The organism is Pseudomonas sp. CCC4.1 (assembly GCF_035019225.1).
Classification (GTDB): domain Bacteria; phylum Pseudomonadota; class Gammaproteobacteria; order Pseudomonadales; family Pseudomonadaceae; genus Aquipseudomonas; species Aquipseudomonas bubulae.
Genome location: NZ_JASJWL010000018.1, coordinates 22,385 through 38,776, shown reverse-complemented (window position 1 = coordinate 38,776; position 16,392 = coordinate 22,385). Strand labels below are relative to the sequence as shown.

15 protein-coding genes are annotated in these 16,392 nt (G+C 60.7%); 6 read left to right on the top strand and 9 right to left on the bottom strand.

What is annotated here, in order from left to right:
• Window positions 1-5 precede the first annotated feature (5 nt).
• A complete protein-coding gene (gene nadD, locus QN377_RS09895) occupies window positions 6-728 on the bottom strand; it encodes a nicotinate-nucleotide adenylyltransferase (RefSeq protein WP_232527619.1) in 723 nt (240 codons plus the stop codon).
• Entirely contained in the window at window positions 697-1,968 is a 1,272-nt protein-coding gene (locus QN377_RS09890) for a glutamate-5-semialdehyde dehydrogenase (protein ID WP_322213695.1), read from the bottom strand. The genes nadD and QN377_RS09890 overlap by 32 nt, the downstream gene beginning before the upstream one ends.
• A gap of 176 nt (window positions 1,969-2,144) precedes the next feature.
• On the opposite strand from QN377_RS09890, the gene QN377_RS09885 reads away from it, so the two are divergent.
• Window positions 2,145-2,813 (top strand): DNA-3-methyladenine glycosylase, encoded by a 669-nt coding sequence (locus QN377_RS09885; RefSeq protein ID WP_094999968.1) that lies wholly within the window; start codon window positions 2,145-2,147, stop codon window positions 2,811-2,813.
• Window positions 2,814-2,974: 161 nt separating this feature from the next.
• Entirely contained in the window at window positions 2,975-4,291 is a 1,317-nt protein-coding gene (locus QN377_RS09880) for a bifunctional DedA family/phosphatase PAP2 family protein (RefSeq protein WP_095019052.1), read from the top strand.
• A 2-nt stretch (window positions 4,292-4,293) separates the two neighbouring features.
• Here the strand turns inward: QN377_RS09880 and QN377_RS09875 are convergent, their stop codons facing one another.
• Genes QN377_RS09875 through QN377_RS09865 form a run of 3 tightly spaced genes read right to left on the bottom strand, consistent with a single transcriptional unit; the run spans window position 4,294 to window position 5,970 of the window.
• Complete coding sequence (locus tag QN377_RS09875; protein WP_095019053.1) at window positions 4,294-4,884, bottom strand: LON peptidase substrate-binding domain-containing protein; 591 nt, start codon at window positions 4,882-4,884, stop codon at window positions 4,294-4,296.
• Window positions 4,885-4,894: 10 nt separating this feature from the next.
• A complete protein-coding gene (locus tag QN377_RS09870) occupies window positions 4,895-5,611 on the bottom strand; it encodes an LrgB family protein (RefSeq protein ID WP_094999443.1) in 717 nt (238 codons plus the stop codon).
• Complete coding sequence (locus QN377_RS09865) at window positions 5,608-5,970, bottom strand: CidA/LrgA family protein (RefSeq protein WP_094999444.1); 363 nt, start codon at window positions 5,968-5,970, stop codon at window positions 5,608-5,610. The genes QN377_RS09870 and QN377_RS09865 overlap by 4 nt, the downstream gene beginning before the upstream one ends.
• A gap of 166 nt (window positions 5,971-6,136) precedes the next feature.
• Between QN377_RS09865 and QN377_RS09860 the strand changes: the two genes are divergently transcribed.
• Window positions 6,137-7,819 (top strand): C13 family peptidase, encoded by a 1,683-nt coding sequence (locus tag QN377_RS09860; RefSeq protein ID WP_095019054.1) that lies wholly within the window; start codon window positions 6,137-6,139, stop codon window positions 7,817-7,819.
• A gap of 49 nt (window positions 7,820-7,868) precedes the next feature.
• Complete coding sequence (locus QN377_RS09855; protein ID WP_094999446.1) at window positions 7,869-8,510, top strand: oxidoreductase; 642 nt, start codon at window positions 7,869-7,871, stop codon at window positions 8,508-8,510.
• A 16-nt stretch (window positions 8,511-8,526) separates the two neighbouring features.
• Here the strand turns inward: QN377_RS09855 and QN377_RS09850 are convergent, their stop codons facing one another.
• From QN377_RS09850 to QN377_RS09835, 4 genes are all read right to left on the bottom strand, one after another.
• Window positions 8,527-8,814 carry a YceK/YidQ family lipoprotein gene (locus QN377_RS09850; RefSeq protein WP_095019055.1) on the bottom strand — a complete coding sequence of 96 codons (288 nt, stop codon included), beginning with the start codon at window positions 8,812-8,814 and terminating at the stop codon, window positions 8,527-8,529.
• The gene (gene ubiX, locus QN377_RS09845; RefSeq protein WP_094999448.1) at window positions 8,807-9,436 is read right to left on the bottom strand and encodes a flavin prenyltransferase UbiX; all 630 of its coding nucleotides are present in this window, start codon (window positions 9,434-9,436) and stop codon (window positions 8,807-8,809) included. The genes QN377_RS09850 and ubiX overlap by 8 nt, the downstream gene beginning before the upstream one ends.
• Window positions 9,433-10,782, bottom strand: a complete 1,350-nt coding sequence (gene mpl / locus QN377_RS09840) for a UDP-N-acetylmuramate:L-alanyl-gamma-D-glutamyl-meso-diaminopimelate ligase (RefSeq protein WP_094999449.1) — start codon at window positions 10,780-10,782, stop codon at window positions 9,433-9,435. Before mpl ends, ubiX begins: the two co-directional genes overlap by 4 nt.
• 189 nt (window positions 10,783-10,971) lie before the next feature.
• A complete protein-coding gene (locus QN377_RS09835; RefSeq protein WP_094999450.1) occupies window positions 10,972-12,852 on the bottom strand; it encodes a sigma-54-dependent Fis family transcriptional regulator in 1,881 nt (626 codons plus the stop codon).
• A gap of 346 nt (window positions 12,853-13,198) precedes the next feature.
• Between QN377_RS09835 and QN377_RS09830 the strand changes: the two genes are divergently transcribed.
• Window positions 13,199-14,719, top strand: a complete 1,521-nt coding sequence (locus QN377_RS09830; protein ID WP_095020958.1) for an aldehyde dehydrogenase family protein — start codon at window positions 13,199-13,201, stop codon at window positions 14,717-14,719.
• Window positions 14,720-14,912: 193 nt separating this feature from the next.
• A complete protein-coding gene (gene eat, locus QN377_RS09825) occupies window positions 14,913-16,358 on the top strand; it encodes an ethanolamine permease (RefSeq protein ID WP_094999452.1) in 1,446 nt (481 codons plus the stop codon).
• Window positions 16,359-16,392 lie beyond the last annotated feature (34 nt).

Below are 16,392 nucleotides of genomic sequence, written 5' to 3'. Positions count from 1 at the left end.
CTTTTTCAGTTCGACGCACGGTAAAGCCCGTGCGCATCGATGTAGGCCAGGACCGCGTCGGGCACCAGGTAACGTACCGACTTACCGCTGGCCAGCAGTTGGCGGATCTGGGTGGCGGATACCGCGAGCGGCGTCTGCCAAACGAATGCAATCTGTCCGCTTGCCCCCTTCAGGGCCAGCGGGTCGCTTACCGAGCGCGCTGCCAGCAGGTTGCGCAAGGCATCCGGCGGTTCGCTGTCGGCATCCGGGCGCTGTAGCACCAGGATATGGCAATGCTGGAGCAACTCTTCCCAGCGATGCCATGTGGGCAGGCCGCAAAACGCGTCCCAACCCAACAGTAAAAACAACTGGTCATACGCGGCCATCTCGGCCCGCATCAATTCCAGTGTATCGATCGTGTAGGACGGTTTGTCCCTTTGCAGCTCCCGGGCGTCCACTACCAGCGTAGCCACTCCTGCGACAGCGCACTCGACCATCGCCAAACGGTCATGGGCTGACACCTGGGGGGTGTCACGGTGCGGCGGCCTGGCATTGGGGGTAAGACGCAGCTCGTCGAGCCCCATCATCTCCGCCACTTCCAGCCCGCCACGCAGATGACCGATATGCACCGGATCGAAGGTTCCGCCCAGTACGCCTATGCGCTGGGGTAACACGTCGATCACAGGTGCCGGCGCTGACGCTTTCAGCTTGACCAAGTCAGACTGGCTCCTGACCGCGCAACTGGCCATCGCCGACCACAATGTACTTCTCGCAGGTCAGACCTTCGAGACCCACCGGGCCGCGGGCGTGCAGCTTATCAGTAGAAATGCCAATCTCCGCACCCAATCCGTATTCAAATCCATCGGCAAAGCAGGTTGGTGTGTTGAGCATCACGGAACTGGAGTCCACTTCGGCCATAAAACGCCGGGCATCGCCCTGGTGTTCGGTGACGATCGAGTCGGTGTGATGGGAGCCATAGTGATTGATATGCTCAATCGCCTGGTCCAGACCCTCCACGATACGAATCGACAGGATGGCGTCCAGGTACTCGGTGCTCCAGTCGTCTTCAGTGGCGGCAACCACGTCGATCAACTCCCGGGTACGCTCGCAACCGCGCAGTTCGACGCCCTTGGCGCGAAATTGTTCAGCCATTGCCGGCAAAAATTCTGCCGCGACGGCCTGATCCACCAGCAGGGTTTCCATCGCGCCGCAAATGCCATAACGGTAGGTCTTGGCGTTGAACGCAATGCGCTGCGCCTTGGCAAGATCGGCATGGGCACTGACGTATACATGGCAGATGCCGTCCAGGTGTTTGATCACCGGCACCTTGGCATCACGGCTGACCCGTTCGATCAGCCCCTTGCCGCCGCGAGGCACGATGACATCAACGTACTCGGGCATGGTGATCAGCGCGCCGACAGCGGCACGATCGGTCACTTCAACCACTTGCACCACGGCGGGCGGCAAACCGGCTTCGGCCAGGCCGCGCTGGATGCACACTGCAATGGCACGGTTGGAGTGAATCGCCTCGGAGCCACCGCGCAGGATGGTTGCGTTGCCCGACTTCAAGCACAGGCTGGCAGCATCAATGGTCACGTTAGGACGCGACTCATAGATGATTCCGACTACACCCAGCGGTACACGCATCTTGCCGACCTGAATACCCGAAGGGCGGTAGCTCATGTCGCGAATCGCGCCGATGGGGTCTGGCAGGCTTGCCACCTGACGCAAACCGACAATCATGCTGTCGATGCGTGCAGGGGTCAGCGCCAGGCGCTCCAGCATGGCCGGCTCAAGGCCGTAGGCCCGGCCGGCGGCCAGGTCCAGTTCGTTGGCAGCAACCAGCTCCAGACGTGCGGCATCCAATGCAGCAGCAGCGCCGTGCAGGGCACGGTTTTTCTGCGCCGTACTGGCACGGCCGATCACGCGGGAGGCTTCGCGAGCAGCGCGACCCAGGCGGGTCATGTAGTCAAGAACGGACTCAGTCATGGTCTCAAGGGTCTTGGCAGGGAGGAAAGCGGCCGATTATAGCGGTCCCGCCGCCTCACGCACAGCGGTGGCAGGCGGATGGTCGAAATGGACCACAAATACACTGCGTTCAGCCCCGATTAAGCATGACTTGCTATGATCTGCACCTTTTCAGCTATCCACTGACCGTCCTGCACATGCCCATGATGCTGCCTGATGCCTTTTTCGATCGAGATGCCCAGCTTGTTGCTTGCCAACTGCTGGGCAAAGTCATTCGCCATCGGGTCAACGGGCTGTGGCTCAGCGCCCGGATTATCGAAACCGAAGCCTATTACCTCACCGACAAAGGCAGCCACGCCTCGCTGGGCTATACCGACAAGCGCAAGGCGCTGTTTCTCGATGGCGGGCATATCTACATGTATTACGCCCGCGGCGGCGACTCGCTGAATTTCAGCGCCCACGGCCCCGGCAACGCAGTGCTGATCAAATCGGCCCATCCCTGGCTTGATGAGCTGGCGGGCCCGGATAGCCTGGCGCAGATGCAACGCAACAACCCGGACGCCCAAGGCAACCCCCGGCCCGCACACAAACTGTGCGCGGGGCAAACCCTGCTGTGCAAAGCGCTGGGGTTGAAGGTGCGCGAATGGGATGCAAAATGTTTCGACCCCGAACGCTTGTGGGTCGATGACGTCAGAGAACAACCTTCGAAAATTATCCAGACCACCCGTCTGGGCATCCCCCACGGGCGCGACGAGCATTTGATGTACCGCTTTGTCGATGCTGACTACGCTGCGTATTGCACGCGTAATCCGCTGCGTCGCGGGCAGGTTGAGGGGCGGGATTTCATCACCCTGGAGCACAACTGATCCTGTGGGAGCGGGTTTGCTCGCGATGGCATCGCCGCAATTGTCCTGACAGACCGCGGGGCCTGCATCGCGTGCAAACCCACTCCCATAACTAGAGCCGGGCCAGCTTCAAGACTGTAGCGCCTACAAACAACCTAATAAGCAGACAAGGAAATCGGAACATGGGCCCATGGCTCGATAGCATCACCGGCTGGCTGACAGCCAACCCGCAGTGGCTGGGCCTCGCGGTGTTTATTGTGGCTTGCGTGGAGTGTCTGGCAATTGCCGGCATCATTGTTCCCGGCACCGTATTGTTGTTCGCCATTGCCGTCATGGCCGGCAGCGGCGCCCTGTCCCTGGGCCAAACCCTGCTGCTGGGCTTTCTCGGCGGGTTGCTCGGCGACGCGGTGTCCTACGCCCTGGGCAGGCGCTTCCACCAGAACATTCGCCGCTTACCCCTCTTGCGCACTCATCCCGAATGGATGAACGGGGCCGAGAGCTACTTCCATCGCTACGGTATTGTCAGCCTGTTGGTCGGGCGCTTTATCGGCCCGCTGCGGCCCATGCTGCCGATGGTGGCCGGGATGTGCGACATGCCGATCCCGCGCTTTATCGGCGTCAGCCTGCTGGCCGGAGCAGGCTGGTCGGTGGCGTACCTGCTACCGGGCTGGGCCACCGGTGCTGCCATTCGCCTGCCACTGCCCGAAGGCTTCTGGCTACAGGCCGCCATTGTTGCCGCAGGCCTTGCCGCCCTGCTGGGCCTGAGCATCAATGCCAGTATCCGTCGCCAACCCCGGGCCACGCTGCTGATCGGCACACTCAGCTTCGCCCTGCTACTGGCCGTCTTTATCGGTTATCCACACATGACCGCCTTCGACCAGGGCATCACGGCCCTGGTACAAGAGCATCGCAGCAGTGCCATGGACAGCGCCGCCGTGCTGGTGACGCAAATCGGCAACTTCCGTACCCAGTTTCTGGCGGCAGCCCTGGTGTGCGTCATTCTGCTGTTTACCCGGCAATGGCGGGCAATGTGGTTCTTTGGCGGGATCACGCTGTTTACCGCGCTGGCCAATACCGCGACCAAGCACTTCTTCGCCCGGGTGCGCCCAGAAGTGCTGGTGGACCCGCTGACCAGCTACAGCATGCCCAGCGGCCACAGCTCAGGGGCATTCGCATTTTTTGTAGCCCTGGCCATTCTGGCCGGGCGCAACCAGCCACAACGCATGCGCGTCACCTGGGTATTGCTGGGTTGCCTGCTGGCGATCACCGTGGCGATGTCGCGGGTGTACCTGGGCGCTCACTGGCCAACGGACATCACCGCTGGGGCCCTGCTCGCCATCACGGTCAACGCATTCGCTCTGGCGCTAAGCCAGCGATACATGCCCCTTGAGCCGATCCCGCAGAAAATCTGGTGGCTGATCTTGCCGTCAGTCACTGCGCTCTACGGGTTTTTCATGCTCGGGCACTTGTCCAGGGAACTGCTGCGCTACGCCTACTGAGATCAGTTGAGGGCTTCGCCCTGGATCTCATCGAGCAGCACTTGTATCCCGTCCAGACGCTGCTGCGGGTCATTGACCTGCAGCAGTTCGATCTTGTCTGCCTCGGCAAAGGGCAACAGGTACGCCAGTTGATTGGACAGCGACTGTTGCCCCGCCACCTCGGTGTTCATGTTCAGGGCCGCCACCATCGGGTGCTCGGCCAGCGCCTTGAGCAAGGCCAGCAGGTCCTGGTCTTCTTCCTGCAGGGGCTGCTCGGGGGCGTCATCCAGCCACTCGATTTGCGCCAGCAGTAGCTGATCGCGCTGCAACTCAGTGCCCAGCACTTCAAAGCGCCGCCCGCCCTCGACGCGAATGCCCAGCAGGCCGTTGTCCTGCTGCTGAAAATCGCGAATCAGGGCTTCACAGCCAATCCCGGCGATACCCTGGGGTGCATTGCCGACCTCACGGCCATCCAGGATGCACACCACACCAAAGCCTGTGCCCTGCTTCATGCAGCGGGCAACCATGTCCAGGTAGCGCGCCTCAAATATCTGCAAATCCAGCACACAACCTGGAAACAGCACGGTATTCAAAGGAAACAGCGGCAATGTCATAGCTTCACCCTTACACCATGAGGGTCACGGCCAACGGCAGGAACACCGCCGTACCCAGACCCATCAGACTCATCGCCAGCGCCGCGAAGGCGCCACACTCTTCACTTTCCTGCAGGGCCACCGAAGTGCCAACCGCGTGCGCCGTCATGCCCAGGGCCATACCTCGGGCCTCCGGGCTGTGAACCCCGAGCAGGCGCAACAGGCCCGGCCCGCAAATTGCGCCGATCACCCCGGTAATCAGCACAAACACTGCTGCCAGCGCCGCCACACCACCAATCTGCTCGGCCACCAGCATGGCAATCGGTGAGGTCACCGACTTGGGCGCCAGGGTCATCAGCATCATGTGCTCGGCCCCGAACCACCAGGCCAGGCCCACCACCAACGCAGTGGCGAACACGCCGCCAATTACCAGCGTAGTAAAAATGGGCCAGAACAACTGCCGGATCCGCCGCAGGTTCAGGTACAGCGGCACCGCCAGCGCCACCGTTGCGGGGCCCAGCAAAATACTCAGGATATCGGTGCTCTTGCGGTACTCCGCGTAGCTCAGGCCGCAACTGAGCAGCACACCGATCACCAGCAGCATCGAGGCCAGCACCGGCTGCAGGAAGAGCCAGCGGGTTTTCTCGTAAGCGGCGAGCACCAGTTGATAGGCGCCCAGGGTGATACCGATACCAAACAACGGATGATGGATGACTGACTCCCAGGCGCCCTGCCATTGCAGATTCATGGCCGCTCCTCGGGATGGCTGTGATTCTTGAGCAGACGCTGCATCAGTACGCCGACGAATGCCATCGAGATCAATAGCGACAGCACCAGCGCCCCGACAATCGCCCAGAAGTCAGCGGCAATATCGGCGGCGTACACCATCACGCCCACCGCGGGCGGCACCAACAGCAAGGGTAAATAACGCAACAACCCGCCGGCAGCCTGACTCAATGGCTCGCTGACTTGACCGCGCACCATCAAGAAGCCCAACAACAGCAGCAATCCGATAATGGGCCCGGGCAATACGGGGACGAACAAGTGATTGAGGGCGGTACCGAGCAATTGAAACAGCACCAGCCAAGTCAAGCCGCGTAGCAACATTTCACCTCTCCAGCGAATATTTTTGTGCCGCATTATAAGCACGTCCTACCGACCAACGGCCCAGGCTTGCACCTTGGCATACAATAACTGCCGATGTTTCATCCGGGCCTATAGACAGCTTCCATTGCTGCGGCATACTCGGTGGCTTAATTATCCGGATCCCGTTATGCGCCCATTTGCCCCCCTTGCTTTGACCCTGCTGCTGACGGCCTGTGGAGACGGTGAATCACTGTTACCGCCCGACGCACGCCTGCCCGATGGCGGGCGCTATCGAGGCGAAGTGGTCAACGGGTTGCTGCAGGGCCAGGGCCGTATCGACTATCCGAATGGCAATTGGTACGCAGGGGAGTTCAAAAATGGCCAGTGGCACGGCCAGGGCGAGTGGCACGCCAGCAATGGCGATAGCTATCGCGGCGGTTTCGCGCAAGGCCTGTACAGCGGCCATGGCCGCCTGACCACCCACGACAGCACCTACGAGGGCGGGTTCAAGCTGGGCAACCGCGAGGGCGAGGGCACGCTCAAGCAAGGCACCCTGAGCTATCGCGGCGACTTCAAGGATGACCAGTTCTCGGGCGATGGCCATCTGGAGCTGGAAGACGGCAGCCAGTACCAGGGCCAGTTTGCCCACGGCAAACCCCACGGCACCGGCAGGCGCAGCGATGCCAGCGGCAATGAGTTCGTCGGCGAGTTCGTCAATGGCGAACTTGAAGGCAACGGCATCTTCAACAGCGCCGACGGCGACCAGTACGAGGGCGCGTTCAAGCACAACCAGCTCAACGGCAAGGGCCGCTATGAGAATGCCGACGGCGATGTGTGGAGCGGCGACTTCAAGGACGGCGCATTAACCGGCAAGGGCGAACTGACAGGCATCGACGGCAGCCACTACAGCGGCATGTTCAACGAGTGGCGCTTCAACGGTCCCGGCCATTTGAACCTGCCCGACGGCAGCACCTATGTGGGCGAGTTCGCCGCAGACACCTATCAGGGCCAGGGCACCCTGACCCTGAGCGACGGTACCGTACAAAGCGGCTACTGGCTAAACGGCCAGCGAGTGCGCGATGCCAAAGGGACAGTCTTGCCCGACCCGCTGGAGCTGGGGCTGCTCAACCAGGGCACATTGCTCAACAAGGCGCTGGACGGCGTTGCCCCATCCACCCCGGCAATCGAGCTGTACAGCCTGGTGCTGGCGGGCGACGGCAAGCAGAGCGTGTTCAAGCGCGAAGCCGATTACGTCAGCGACATGCTGGCCAGCCGTTTTGGCAGCCGTGGCCGGATCACCCTGGTGAACCACCGCGACCATCTGCTCGATAGCCCCATGGCCACCCGCGAAAACCTGTACCGCGCGGCAAAAACCCTGGCCGGGCGCACCGGCCCTGAAGACCTGATTTTCATTTATCTGACCAGCCACGGCACCCAGGAACACGAGCTGGTACTCGATCAACCGCGCATGGAGCTGGCAGACCTGCCCGCCGACGAGCTGGCTGCAGCCTTGGCCCCACTGAAAAACCGCGACAAGATCATCGTGATTTCATCCTGCTATTCAGGCGGTTTTATCCCCGCGCTCAAGGATGAAAAAACCCTGATCATGACCGCATCCCAGGCTGACCGCGTGTCTTTTGGCTGCTCTGAAGAAGCCGACTTTACCTACTTCGGCAATGCCTTGTTTGCTCAGGCGCTGAACCAGACCGACGACCTGCAAAAAGCCTTCAAACTGGCCAGGCAGTACGTGGCCGAACGCGAACAAGCGGATGGCTACGAGCCATCCGAACCGCAAATCTGGGCGCCAAAAGGCGTTCTGAACCACTGGCAACGCTTGCGTCAACAACAAGCGAAACAGGCTTTGCAGTAAGGAAATAACCCTGGAATGGCTAAGCTGGTTGTATCAAGGGAGAAACATTATGCACTTGACGCCTTCACATATTTTGCTCGCAGGCGCTACCGGCCTTACCGGCGAACTGCTACTTGACCGCCTGCTCAACGAGCCCACCATCACCCGCGTGCTCGCCCCTTCACGCAAGCCTCTGGCGGCACATCCGCACCTGGAAAACCCGGTAGGTGACCCCGCCGTGTTCCTGCCTCAACTCAGTGGCCGGGTCGATGTCGCCTTCTGCTGCCTGGGCACCACGATCAAGCAGGCAGGTTCCGAGGCAGCCTTCCGCGCGGTGGATCACGACATGGTGGTGGCTTTCGCCAAACGCGCGCGGGAGATGGGCGCACGCCATCTGGTGGTGGTCAGTGCCATCGGCGCCGATCCCAAGTCCTCGGTGTTCTATAACCGGGTCAAGGGTGAAATGGAGCAGTCGCTGCGCGCGCAAAACTGGCCGCAACTGACCATTGCCCGTCCTTCCCTGCTACTGGGCGATCGCGTCGAGCCACGTCTGGCCGAACAGATCGCCGGGCCACTGTCCAAACTGATTCCGGGCAAGTACCACGGTATCGAAGCCTGCCAGCTGGCCCGTGCGCTGTGGCGCCTGGCACTGGAAGAACAGGACGGCGTGCGGGTGATCGAATCCGATGAGTTGCGCAAGCTGGGTAAATAGTCACCCGCCCTGCTGGCTACAAACCACCGCTGGCCTGAAACCCGGCACCCAGCACCGTCAGCACGGACAACGGCAACAGCACGGTATCGAGCAACGCGCTGGCGGGCAGGTCCAGGCCCGGATAGCGCGGAGCCTCGGCGCCAAAGCGATCCTTGGCACAGCACCCGCCCTCAAGGGCATACACGTCCAGCCGCGTACCCGAGTACACAACGGGAGCGCCCGGCTTGGCCGCATCCAGCGTTCGCACGCTGGCGCAACCACAAACTAGAGCCGCCACCAGCAGGGCCAATAGCGCCTTACTCATCGCCGCCCACATGGTACTCGCCCCAGCGCGGGAGCATGTCCTGGGGGATATTGAGCAGGTTGAGAATGCGCGCCACCACAAAATCCACCAGGTCATCGATAGTCTGCGGTTGATGATAAAAGCCGGGCGATGCAGGCACTATCACCGCGCCCATATTGGACAGCTTGAGCATGTTCTCCAGATGGATACTGGAATACGGCGCCTCACGCGGCACCAGAATCAGCTGGCGACGCTCCTTGAGCGTCACGTCTGCGGCGCGCTCGATCAGGTTGTTACAAGCGCCGGTGGCAATCCCCGACAGGGTGCCGGTGGAACACGGCACCACCACCATCGCAGCGGGTGCTCCCGACCCCGAAGCCACGGGCGACATCCAGTCCTCCTTGCCGTATACGCGAATCTGCCCTGCGGCAGCGCCCGTATATTCAGTCAGAAAAGCCTGCATTGCTTGTGGCTTTGGCGGCAGGCTGACATCCGTTTCGGTTGCCATGACCAATTGTGCGGCCTTGGAGATCAGGAAGTGGACTTCGCGGTCTTCGCGCACCAGGCAATCGAGCAGGCGCAAGGCGTACGGCATGCCGGAAGCACCGGTGACCGCCAGGGTTATGCGTTCCGGGCCACTCATTGCAGCGCTTCCGCCAGCTTGCCATGCAGCCCGCCGAAGCCGCCATTGCTCATGATCACCACATGGGTACCGGGCTTAACCTGGGCCTTGACCTCGGCAATGATGGCGTCCAGCGAATCGCACACCTTGGTCGGCACCGGGCTCGATGCCACCGTCGCGGCCAGATCCCAACCCAGATTGGCCGGGGCATACCAGACCACATGATCCGCCTGCACCACGCTTTGCGGCAGGCCATCACGGTGGGCTCCGAGCTTCATGGAGTTGGAGCGCGGCTCAATCACCGCGATCAAGGGCGCGTCACCAATGTGCTTGCGCAGGCCATCGAGGGTGGTCGCGATCGCAGTTGGATGGTGGGCAAAGTCGTCGTAGAGGGTAATGCCGTGGACTTCGGCGACTTTCTCCATACGTCGTTTCACGCTTTTGAAAGCGCTCAACCCATCAATCGCCATGCTCGGCACCACGCCGACATGGCGCGCTGCGGCCAGGGTCGCCAGGGCGTTGGCCACGTTATGCTGGCCGGTCATATTCCAATCGACGGTACCTTGCAGCGCGCCGTCAAACAGCACCTCAAAGCGAGAGCCGTCATCACTGAGCAGCCTGGCTTGCCATTGACCATCGACGCCCGTGGTTTGTACCGGCGTCCAGCAGCCCATTTCGATTACACGCTGCAATGCAGGCTCGGTGGTCGGGTGGATAACCAGCCCTTCACTCGGGATAGTGCGCACCAAATGGTGGAATTGCCGCTCAATAGCCGGCAAGTCCGGGAAGATGTCAGCGTGATCGAACTCGAGATTGTTGAGGATTGCCGTGCGCGGACGGTAGTGGACAAACTTCGAGCGCTTGTCGAAAAAGGCGCTGTCATATTCATCGGCTTCTACCACAAAGAACGGCGTATCACCCAGACGGGCCGACACGGCAAAGTTCTGCGGCACACCGCCAATCAGGAAACCCGGGGCCATGCCCGCGTACTCCAGCACCCAGGCCAGCATGCTGCTGGTCGTGGTTTTACCGTGGGTACCTGCCACGGCAAGTACCCAGCGGCCTTGCAGCACATGGTCAGCCAGCCATTGCGGGCCGGACACGTAAGGCAGGCCCTTGTTGAGCACGTACTCAACTGCGGGGTTGCCACGGGACAGCGCATTGCCGATCACTACTACATCTGGCGCCGGATCGAGCTGAACCGGGTCATAGCCCTGGGTTAGTTCAATACCTTGAGCCTGCAGCTGGGTGCTCATCGGCGGATAGACGTTGGCGTCTGAGCCAGTAACGTGATGGCCCAGTTCTTTGGCCAGAACCGCCAGCGACCCCATGAAAGTGCCGCAAATACCCAAAATATGAATGTGCATAGTTGACCTCGTAAACCATCGGCGAAGGGTAGCGTAGCAAGGTTCTTTTCGCACCTGATGATTCTGAAACCCTCACCCTAGCCCTCTCCCTGAGGGAGAGGCGACTAAAAGCAAAAGCGGATTTGCGCAACGCCTCAGGTCAGCCCCCTCACCCTCCGGGAGACGGTTGGGGTGAGGGGCTTTTAAGCATTACCGCTCAATCCCATGCTTGCGCAGCTTTCTATACAGGGTGTTGCGGCTCACCCCCAGTTGCAGCGCGGTATGGGTCATATGCCAGCGGTGCAGTTCGAGCGCCAGCAACAAGGCCTGCTTTTCGGCATCCTCAAGCGGGTATTCACATGCTTCAGGGGCTTTGGGCGGAGCCAGGCGAATAGTGGCCGGCAGATCTTCGTACTGGATCACGTCGTTTTCGCAGAGTGCAGCCAGGGTTCGCAGCACATTGCGCAGCTGACGCACGTTGCCTGGCCAGGCAAAATCCAGCAACGCCTCACGTGCCGCCGGGCTGATAAACAGGCGCTGCCCTCCCGCCTCTTCGGCCAGCAAGAAGTCCAGCAACTGCGATTTGTCCGTGCGCTCGCGCAACGCTGGCAAACCGATTTCCAGTCCATTAAGGCGGTAATACAGGTCTTCACGAAAACTGCCGTCCGCCACGCGCTCCTGCAAGTTACGGTGGGTGGCGCTGATAATGCGCACGTTGACCGCCATCGGCTCGCCACCAATGGGCACCACCACACGGTCCTCCAGCACTCTTAACAACCGGGTTTGCAACGCCAGCGGCATATCGCCAATTTCATCCAGAAACAGAGTGCCGCCATCGGCCTGCTGCAACTTGCCCTGCATGCCTTCCTTGCGTGCCCCGGTAAAACTGCCACCGCGATAGCCGAACAGTTCGCTCTCGATCAGGCTTTCGGGGATCGACGCGCAGTTGAGCGCCACAAACGGCTTACTGCTGCGCAAGCTGGCTTGATGCACAGCCTTGGCAAAGGCTTCTTTGCCGGAGCCGGTTTCACCATTGACCAGCAGCGGCACATCGCGCTCAAACACCCGTAATGCCCGGCGAAAATCTGTCTGCAGGGCCTCATCACCCAGGCAGATGCTGCTCGGGCGCGGTGGCTCGGCTTGCACCATGACCGGGGCAGGCCCGTTCCGTGGCTGGCCGCGCAGTGCCGCAAATAATCGACGCCCGTCGCGGGTATGCAGCGGCCAACTGGCATTCGCCTGGAGGGTGGCCCGACTGAAAAGCTCATCCCGCGGGCAATCGAAAACACTGTCGACCGATTGCCCGAGCAAACTGCCACGCACATGCCCTAGCAGGTTCAGGGCACTCTGGTTAACCGCGCCTATAACTCCATCGCCATCAAACGCCAGCATGCCTTCGCTGAACAATCCGACAGACTCGGCGTGCAGATGAAAACGCAGCAGCCACTGATTCTGAAAGTGCCCGAGGAAGTAGCTGTTTTCGATGATTTTCGCTGACAGATTAACCAGCGCCATCGTATGAAACTGGCTCTGACGGGAAGCCTCATGGCGGGCCGAAGACACGTCGAGCACCGCCAGCAACTCGCCCTGCGGATCGAACACCGGGCTGGCCGAGCAGGTCAGCCCGGTGTGCCGGCCACGAAAGTGTTCATCCTGATGGATGGTCAGTGCCTGACGCTCGACCAGGCAGGTACCGATGCCGTTGGTACCCTCCCTGGCTTCGCTCCAGTCGGCTCCCAGCCACAGCCCCGCCTGCTCGAACACCTTGCGTTCGGAGGGGGCAGTGACACAGTTGAGGATCACGCCACGGGCATCAGTCAATAGCACCGCGTGCCCGGCACCGGAGAGTTGCTGATGCAGGCTGTTCATTTCGTGACCGGCGATTTTCAGCACCTGCTGCAAACGCTCGCGGCCTTCAAGGATACGGCCTTGCTCAAGTACGGTCGGGGCGATGGTTTGCGCAGGATCGAGGTGATAGTCCTCCAGGCAACGCTGCCAGGAACGGACGATGGACGGGTCACACCCTTGCGGGCGACCGCGGGTGACATCAATGACTTGCCGTGCGTGACGGCGCAAATCGGTGCTGTGCATTTCTTATTGTTCTCCGCTCTGTCTCGGTGGTCCCGTGCTCAACAGAGGCAACTCGCCCTCAGCGGCAACAAAGATCCAGTCCAAACCGAACGCCCAGCATCCTCTTGCTCACCGGCCTTTGCAATCGCGAACTGACCGGCCGGTCATCGGTTGTGCCAGGACTGGTACAAATTGTCACCACAGCTGTATCAGGTGTGCCACAAGCCCCTCTCCCCAACGACCGGGTAAAACCCGCAAAGCCTTGGAAGACAAGGCCTGCACAAAGATGGCCCAGCCCTTGCTCATACTTTTGCCAGCGCCACAGCGCGTCCTCCCATAAGCACAATAAAGCCAGGAGACACTCACCATGCGTTACGCACAACCCGGTACTGAAGGCTCGATTGTTTCGTTCAAGAGCCGTTACGGTAACTACATCGGCGGCGAATTCGTGGCACCGGTCAAAGGCCAGTATTTCACCAACACCTCGCCGGTCAACGGCAAAGCCATTGCCGAATTCCCGCGTTCTACTGCCGAAGACATCGAAAAAGCCCTCGACGCTGCCCACGCCGCTGCTGATGCCTGGGGCGCGACCTCAGTGCAGGCACGTTCGCTGGTGTTGCTGAAGATTGCTGACCGCATTGAGCAAAACCTCGAACTGCTGGCCATTACCGAAACCTGGGACAACGGCAAAGCCGTACGCGAAACCCTGAACGCCGACGTGCCGCTGGCCGCGGATCATTTCCGTTACTACGCCGGCTGCATCCGCGCTCAAGAAGGCAGCGCCGCCGAAATTGACGGCAATACCGTGGCGTATCACATCCACGAACCGCTGGGCGTGGTCGGGCAGATCATTCCGTGGAACTTCCCGCTGCTGATGGCCGCCTGGAAACTTGCCCCTGCACTGGCGGCGGGCAACTGCATCGTGCTCAAACCGGCTGAACAAACGCCGCTGAGCATCACCGTTTTTATGGAGCTGATCGGCGACCTGCTGCCACCTGGCGTCCTCAACGTCGTGCAGGGGTTCGGTAAAGAAGCAGGCGAAGCGCTGGCTACCAGCAAACGCATTGCCAAGATCGCCTTCACTGGCTCCACACCTGTAGGCGCTCACATCATGAAATGTGCCGCCGAGAACATCATCCCGTCGACCGTGGAACTGGGTGGCAAGTCGCCAAACATCTTCTTTGAAGACATCATGCAGGCCGAGCCGGCCTTTATTGAAAAAGCCGCTGAAGGTCTGGTGCTGGCATTCTTCAACCAGGGCGAAGTGTGCACCTGCCCGTCGCGGGCGCTGGTGCAGGAGTCGATCTACGACGACTTTATGAAAGTGGTGATGCGCAAGGTCGAGGCAATCAAGCGTGGAGACCCGCTGGACACCGACACCATGGTCGGCGCCCAGGCCTCCGAGCAGCAATTCGACAAGATCCTGTCCTACCTTGAAATTGCCAGGAACGAAGGCGCTGAACTACTGACCGGCGGTGCCGTAGCCAAGCTCGAAGGCGATCTGGCAACCGGCTATTACATCCAGCCGACCCTGCTCAAGGGCACCAACAAAATGCGCGTCTTCCAGGAAGAAATCTTTGGCCCGGTGGTCAGCATCACCACCTTCAAGGACGAAGCCGAAGCGCTGGCGATTGCCAACGACACCGAGTTTGGCCTCGGCGCCGGCCTGTGGACCCGTGACATCAACCGCGCCTATCGCATGGGCCGTGCCATCAAGGCGGGTCGCGTGTGGACCAACTGTTACCACCTCTACCCGGCACACGCCGCGTTCGGCGGGTACAAAAAATCCGGCGTCGGCCGTGAAACCCACAAAATGATGCTCGACCACTACCAACAGACCAAAAACCTGCTGGTGAGCTACGACATCAACCCGCTGGGTTTCTTCTAACCCAGAACCCTGTAGGAGCGGGTTTGCTCGCGAAAGGATCGCTGCGCTGTACTGAACGACCGCAGCGCCTGCATCGCGAGCAAGCCCGCTCCCACAAACTAGCATCAATAGCTCTACACCGGGCCTTCTGGCCTAGCTCTTGCTTATCTCCCTGTCATATTTTCTCAAACTATAAAAGAACAGGTGAATTCCCATGCCTAGCGAACCTACTGCCGCTGCGGCGGCGTCCTCTGTCGATTTCGAAAAAGTCGGCTCCGATTATTTCCAACAACGTGAACTGAAAAAAGGCGCTGCCGGCTGGGTCCTGCTGGTGGGCCTGGGCGTGGCCTATGTGATTTCCGGCGACTACGCCGGCTGGAACTTCGGCCTGGCCCAGGGCGGCTGGGGCGGAATGTTTATCGCCACATTGCTGATGGCCACCATGTACTTGTGCATGTGCTTTTCACTGGCCGAACTGTCCTCGATGATCCCCACTGCCGGTGGCGGCTACGGCTTTGCCCGCAGTGCTTTCGGGCCCTGGGGCGGGTTCCTCACCGGTACGGCGATCCTGATTGAATATGCCATCGCCCCTGCCGCGATTGCCTGTTTTATCGGCGCCTATTGCGAGTCGCTGTTCGGTATTGGCGGCTGGATGATCTACCTGGCGTTCTACATCATCTTTATCGGCATCCATATTTTCGGGGTCGGGGAAGCGCTCAAGCTGATGTTCATCATCACCGCCGTGGCGGCCATTGCCCTGGGGGTGTTTCTGGTCGCGATGGTGCCGCACTTCAGCGTCGCCAACCTGCTGGATATCCCGGTCACCGAGGCCAAGGGCGCCAGCGCATTTCTGCCCTTCGGTTATGTCGGTGTCTGGGCAGCCATCCCTTATGCGATCTGGTTTTTCCTCGCTGTCGAAGGCGTGCCGCTGGCTGCTGAAGAAACCAAGAACCCCAAGCGTGACCTGCCTCGCGGGCTGATCGGCGCCATGCTGGTTCTGGCCACCTTTGCCCTGCTGATTCTGGTGATCGGCCCGGGCGGCGCCGGCGCGCACCACTTGATGGCATCGGGTAATCCGCTGGTCGAAGCCCTGAGCAAGGCGTATGGCGGCTCGACCTGGATGGGCGGCTTTGTGAACCTGGTGGGCCTGGCCGGTTTGATTGCCAGCTTCTTCTCGATCATTTACGCCTATTCACGTCAGATCTTCGCCTTGTCCCGCGCCGGCTATTTGCCGCGCAAACTGTCCGAAACCAACAAGAGCAAGGCGCCGGTGCTGGCCTTGATCATTCCCGGCATTATCGGTTTTGGTCTGTCACTGACCGGCCAGGGCGACTTGCTGATTCTGGTGGCGGTATTTGGCGCGACCATTTCCTATGTGCTGATGATGGCCGCGCATATCACCCTGCGTATTCGCCGCCCTAAAATGGAGCGCCCGTATCGCACGCCGGGCGGGATTTTCACTTCGGGCACTGCTTTGGTGCTTGCCTGTGTCGCGGTGGTGGCCGGCTTCCTGGTTGACCCGCGGGTGGTGATTGGCGCTGCGGTGATCTATGGAGTATTAATTGCCTACTTCGCTTTTTACAGTCGGCACCATTTGGTGGCCGGTACGCCGGAAGAGGAATTCGCGGCTATTCAACAGGCCGAAAAAGCCTTGCACTGACCGCTGAGAATCCCGCCAGACGCCTTGCGTCTGG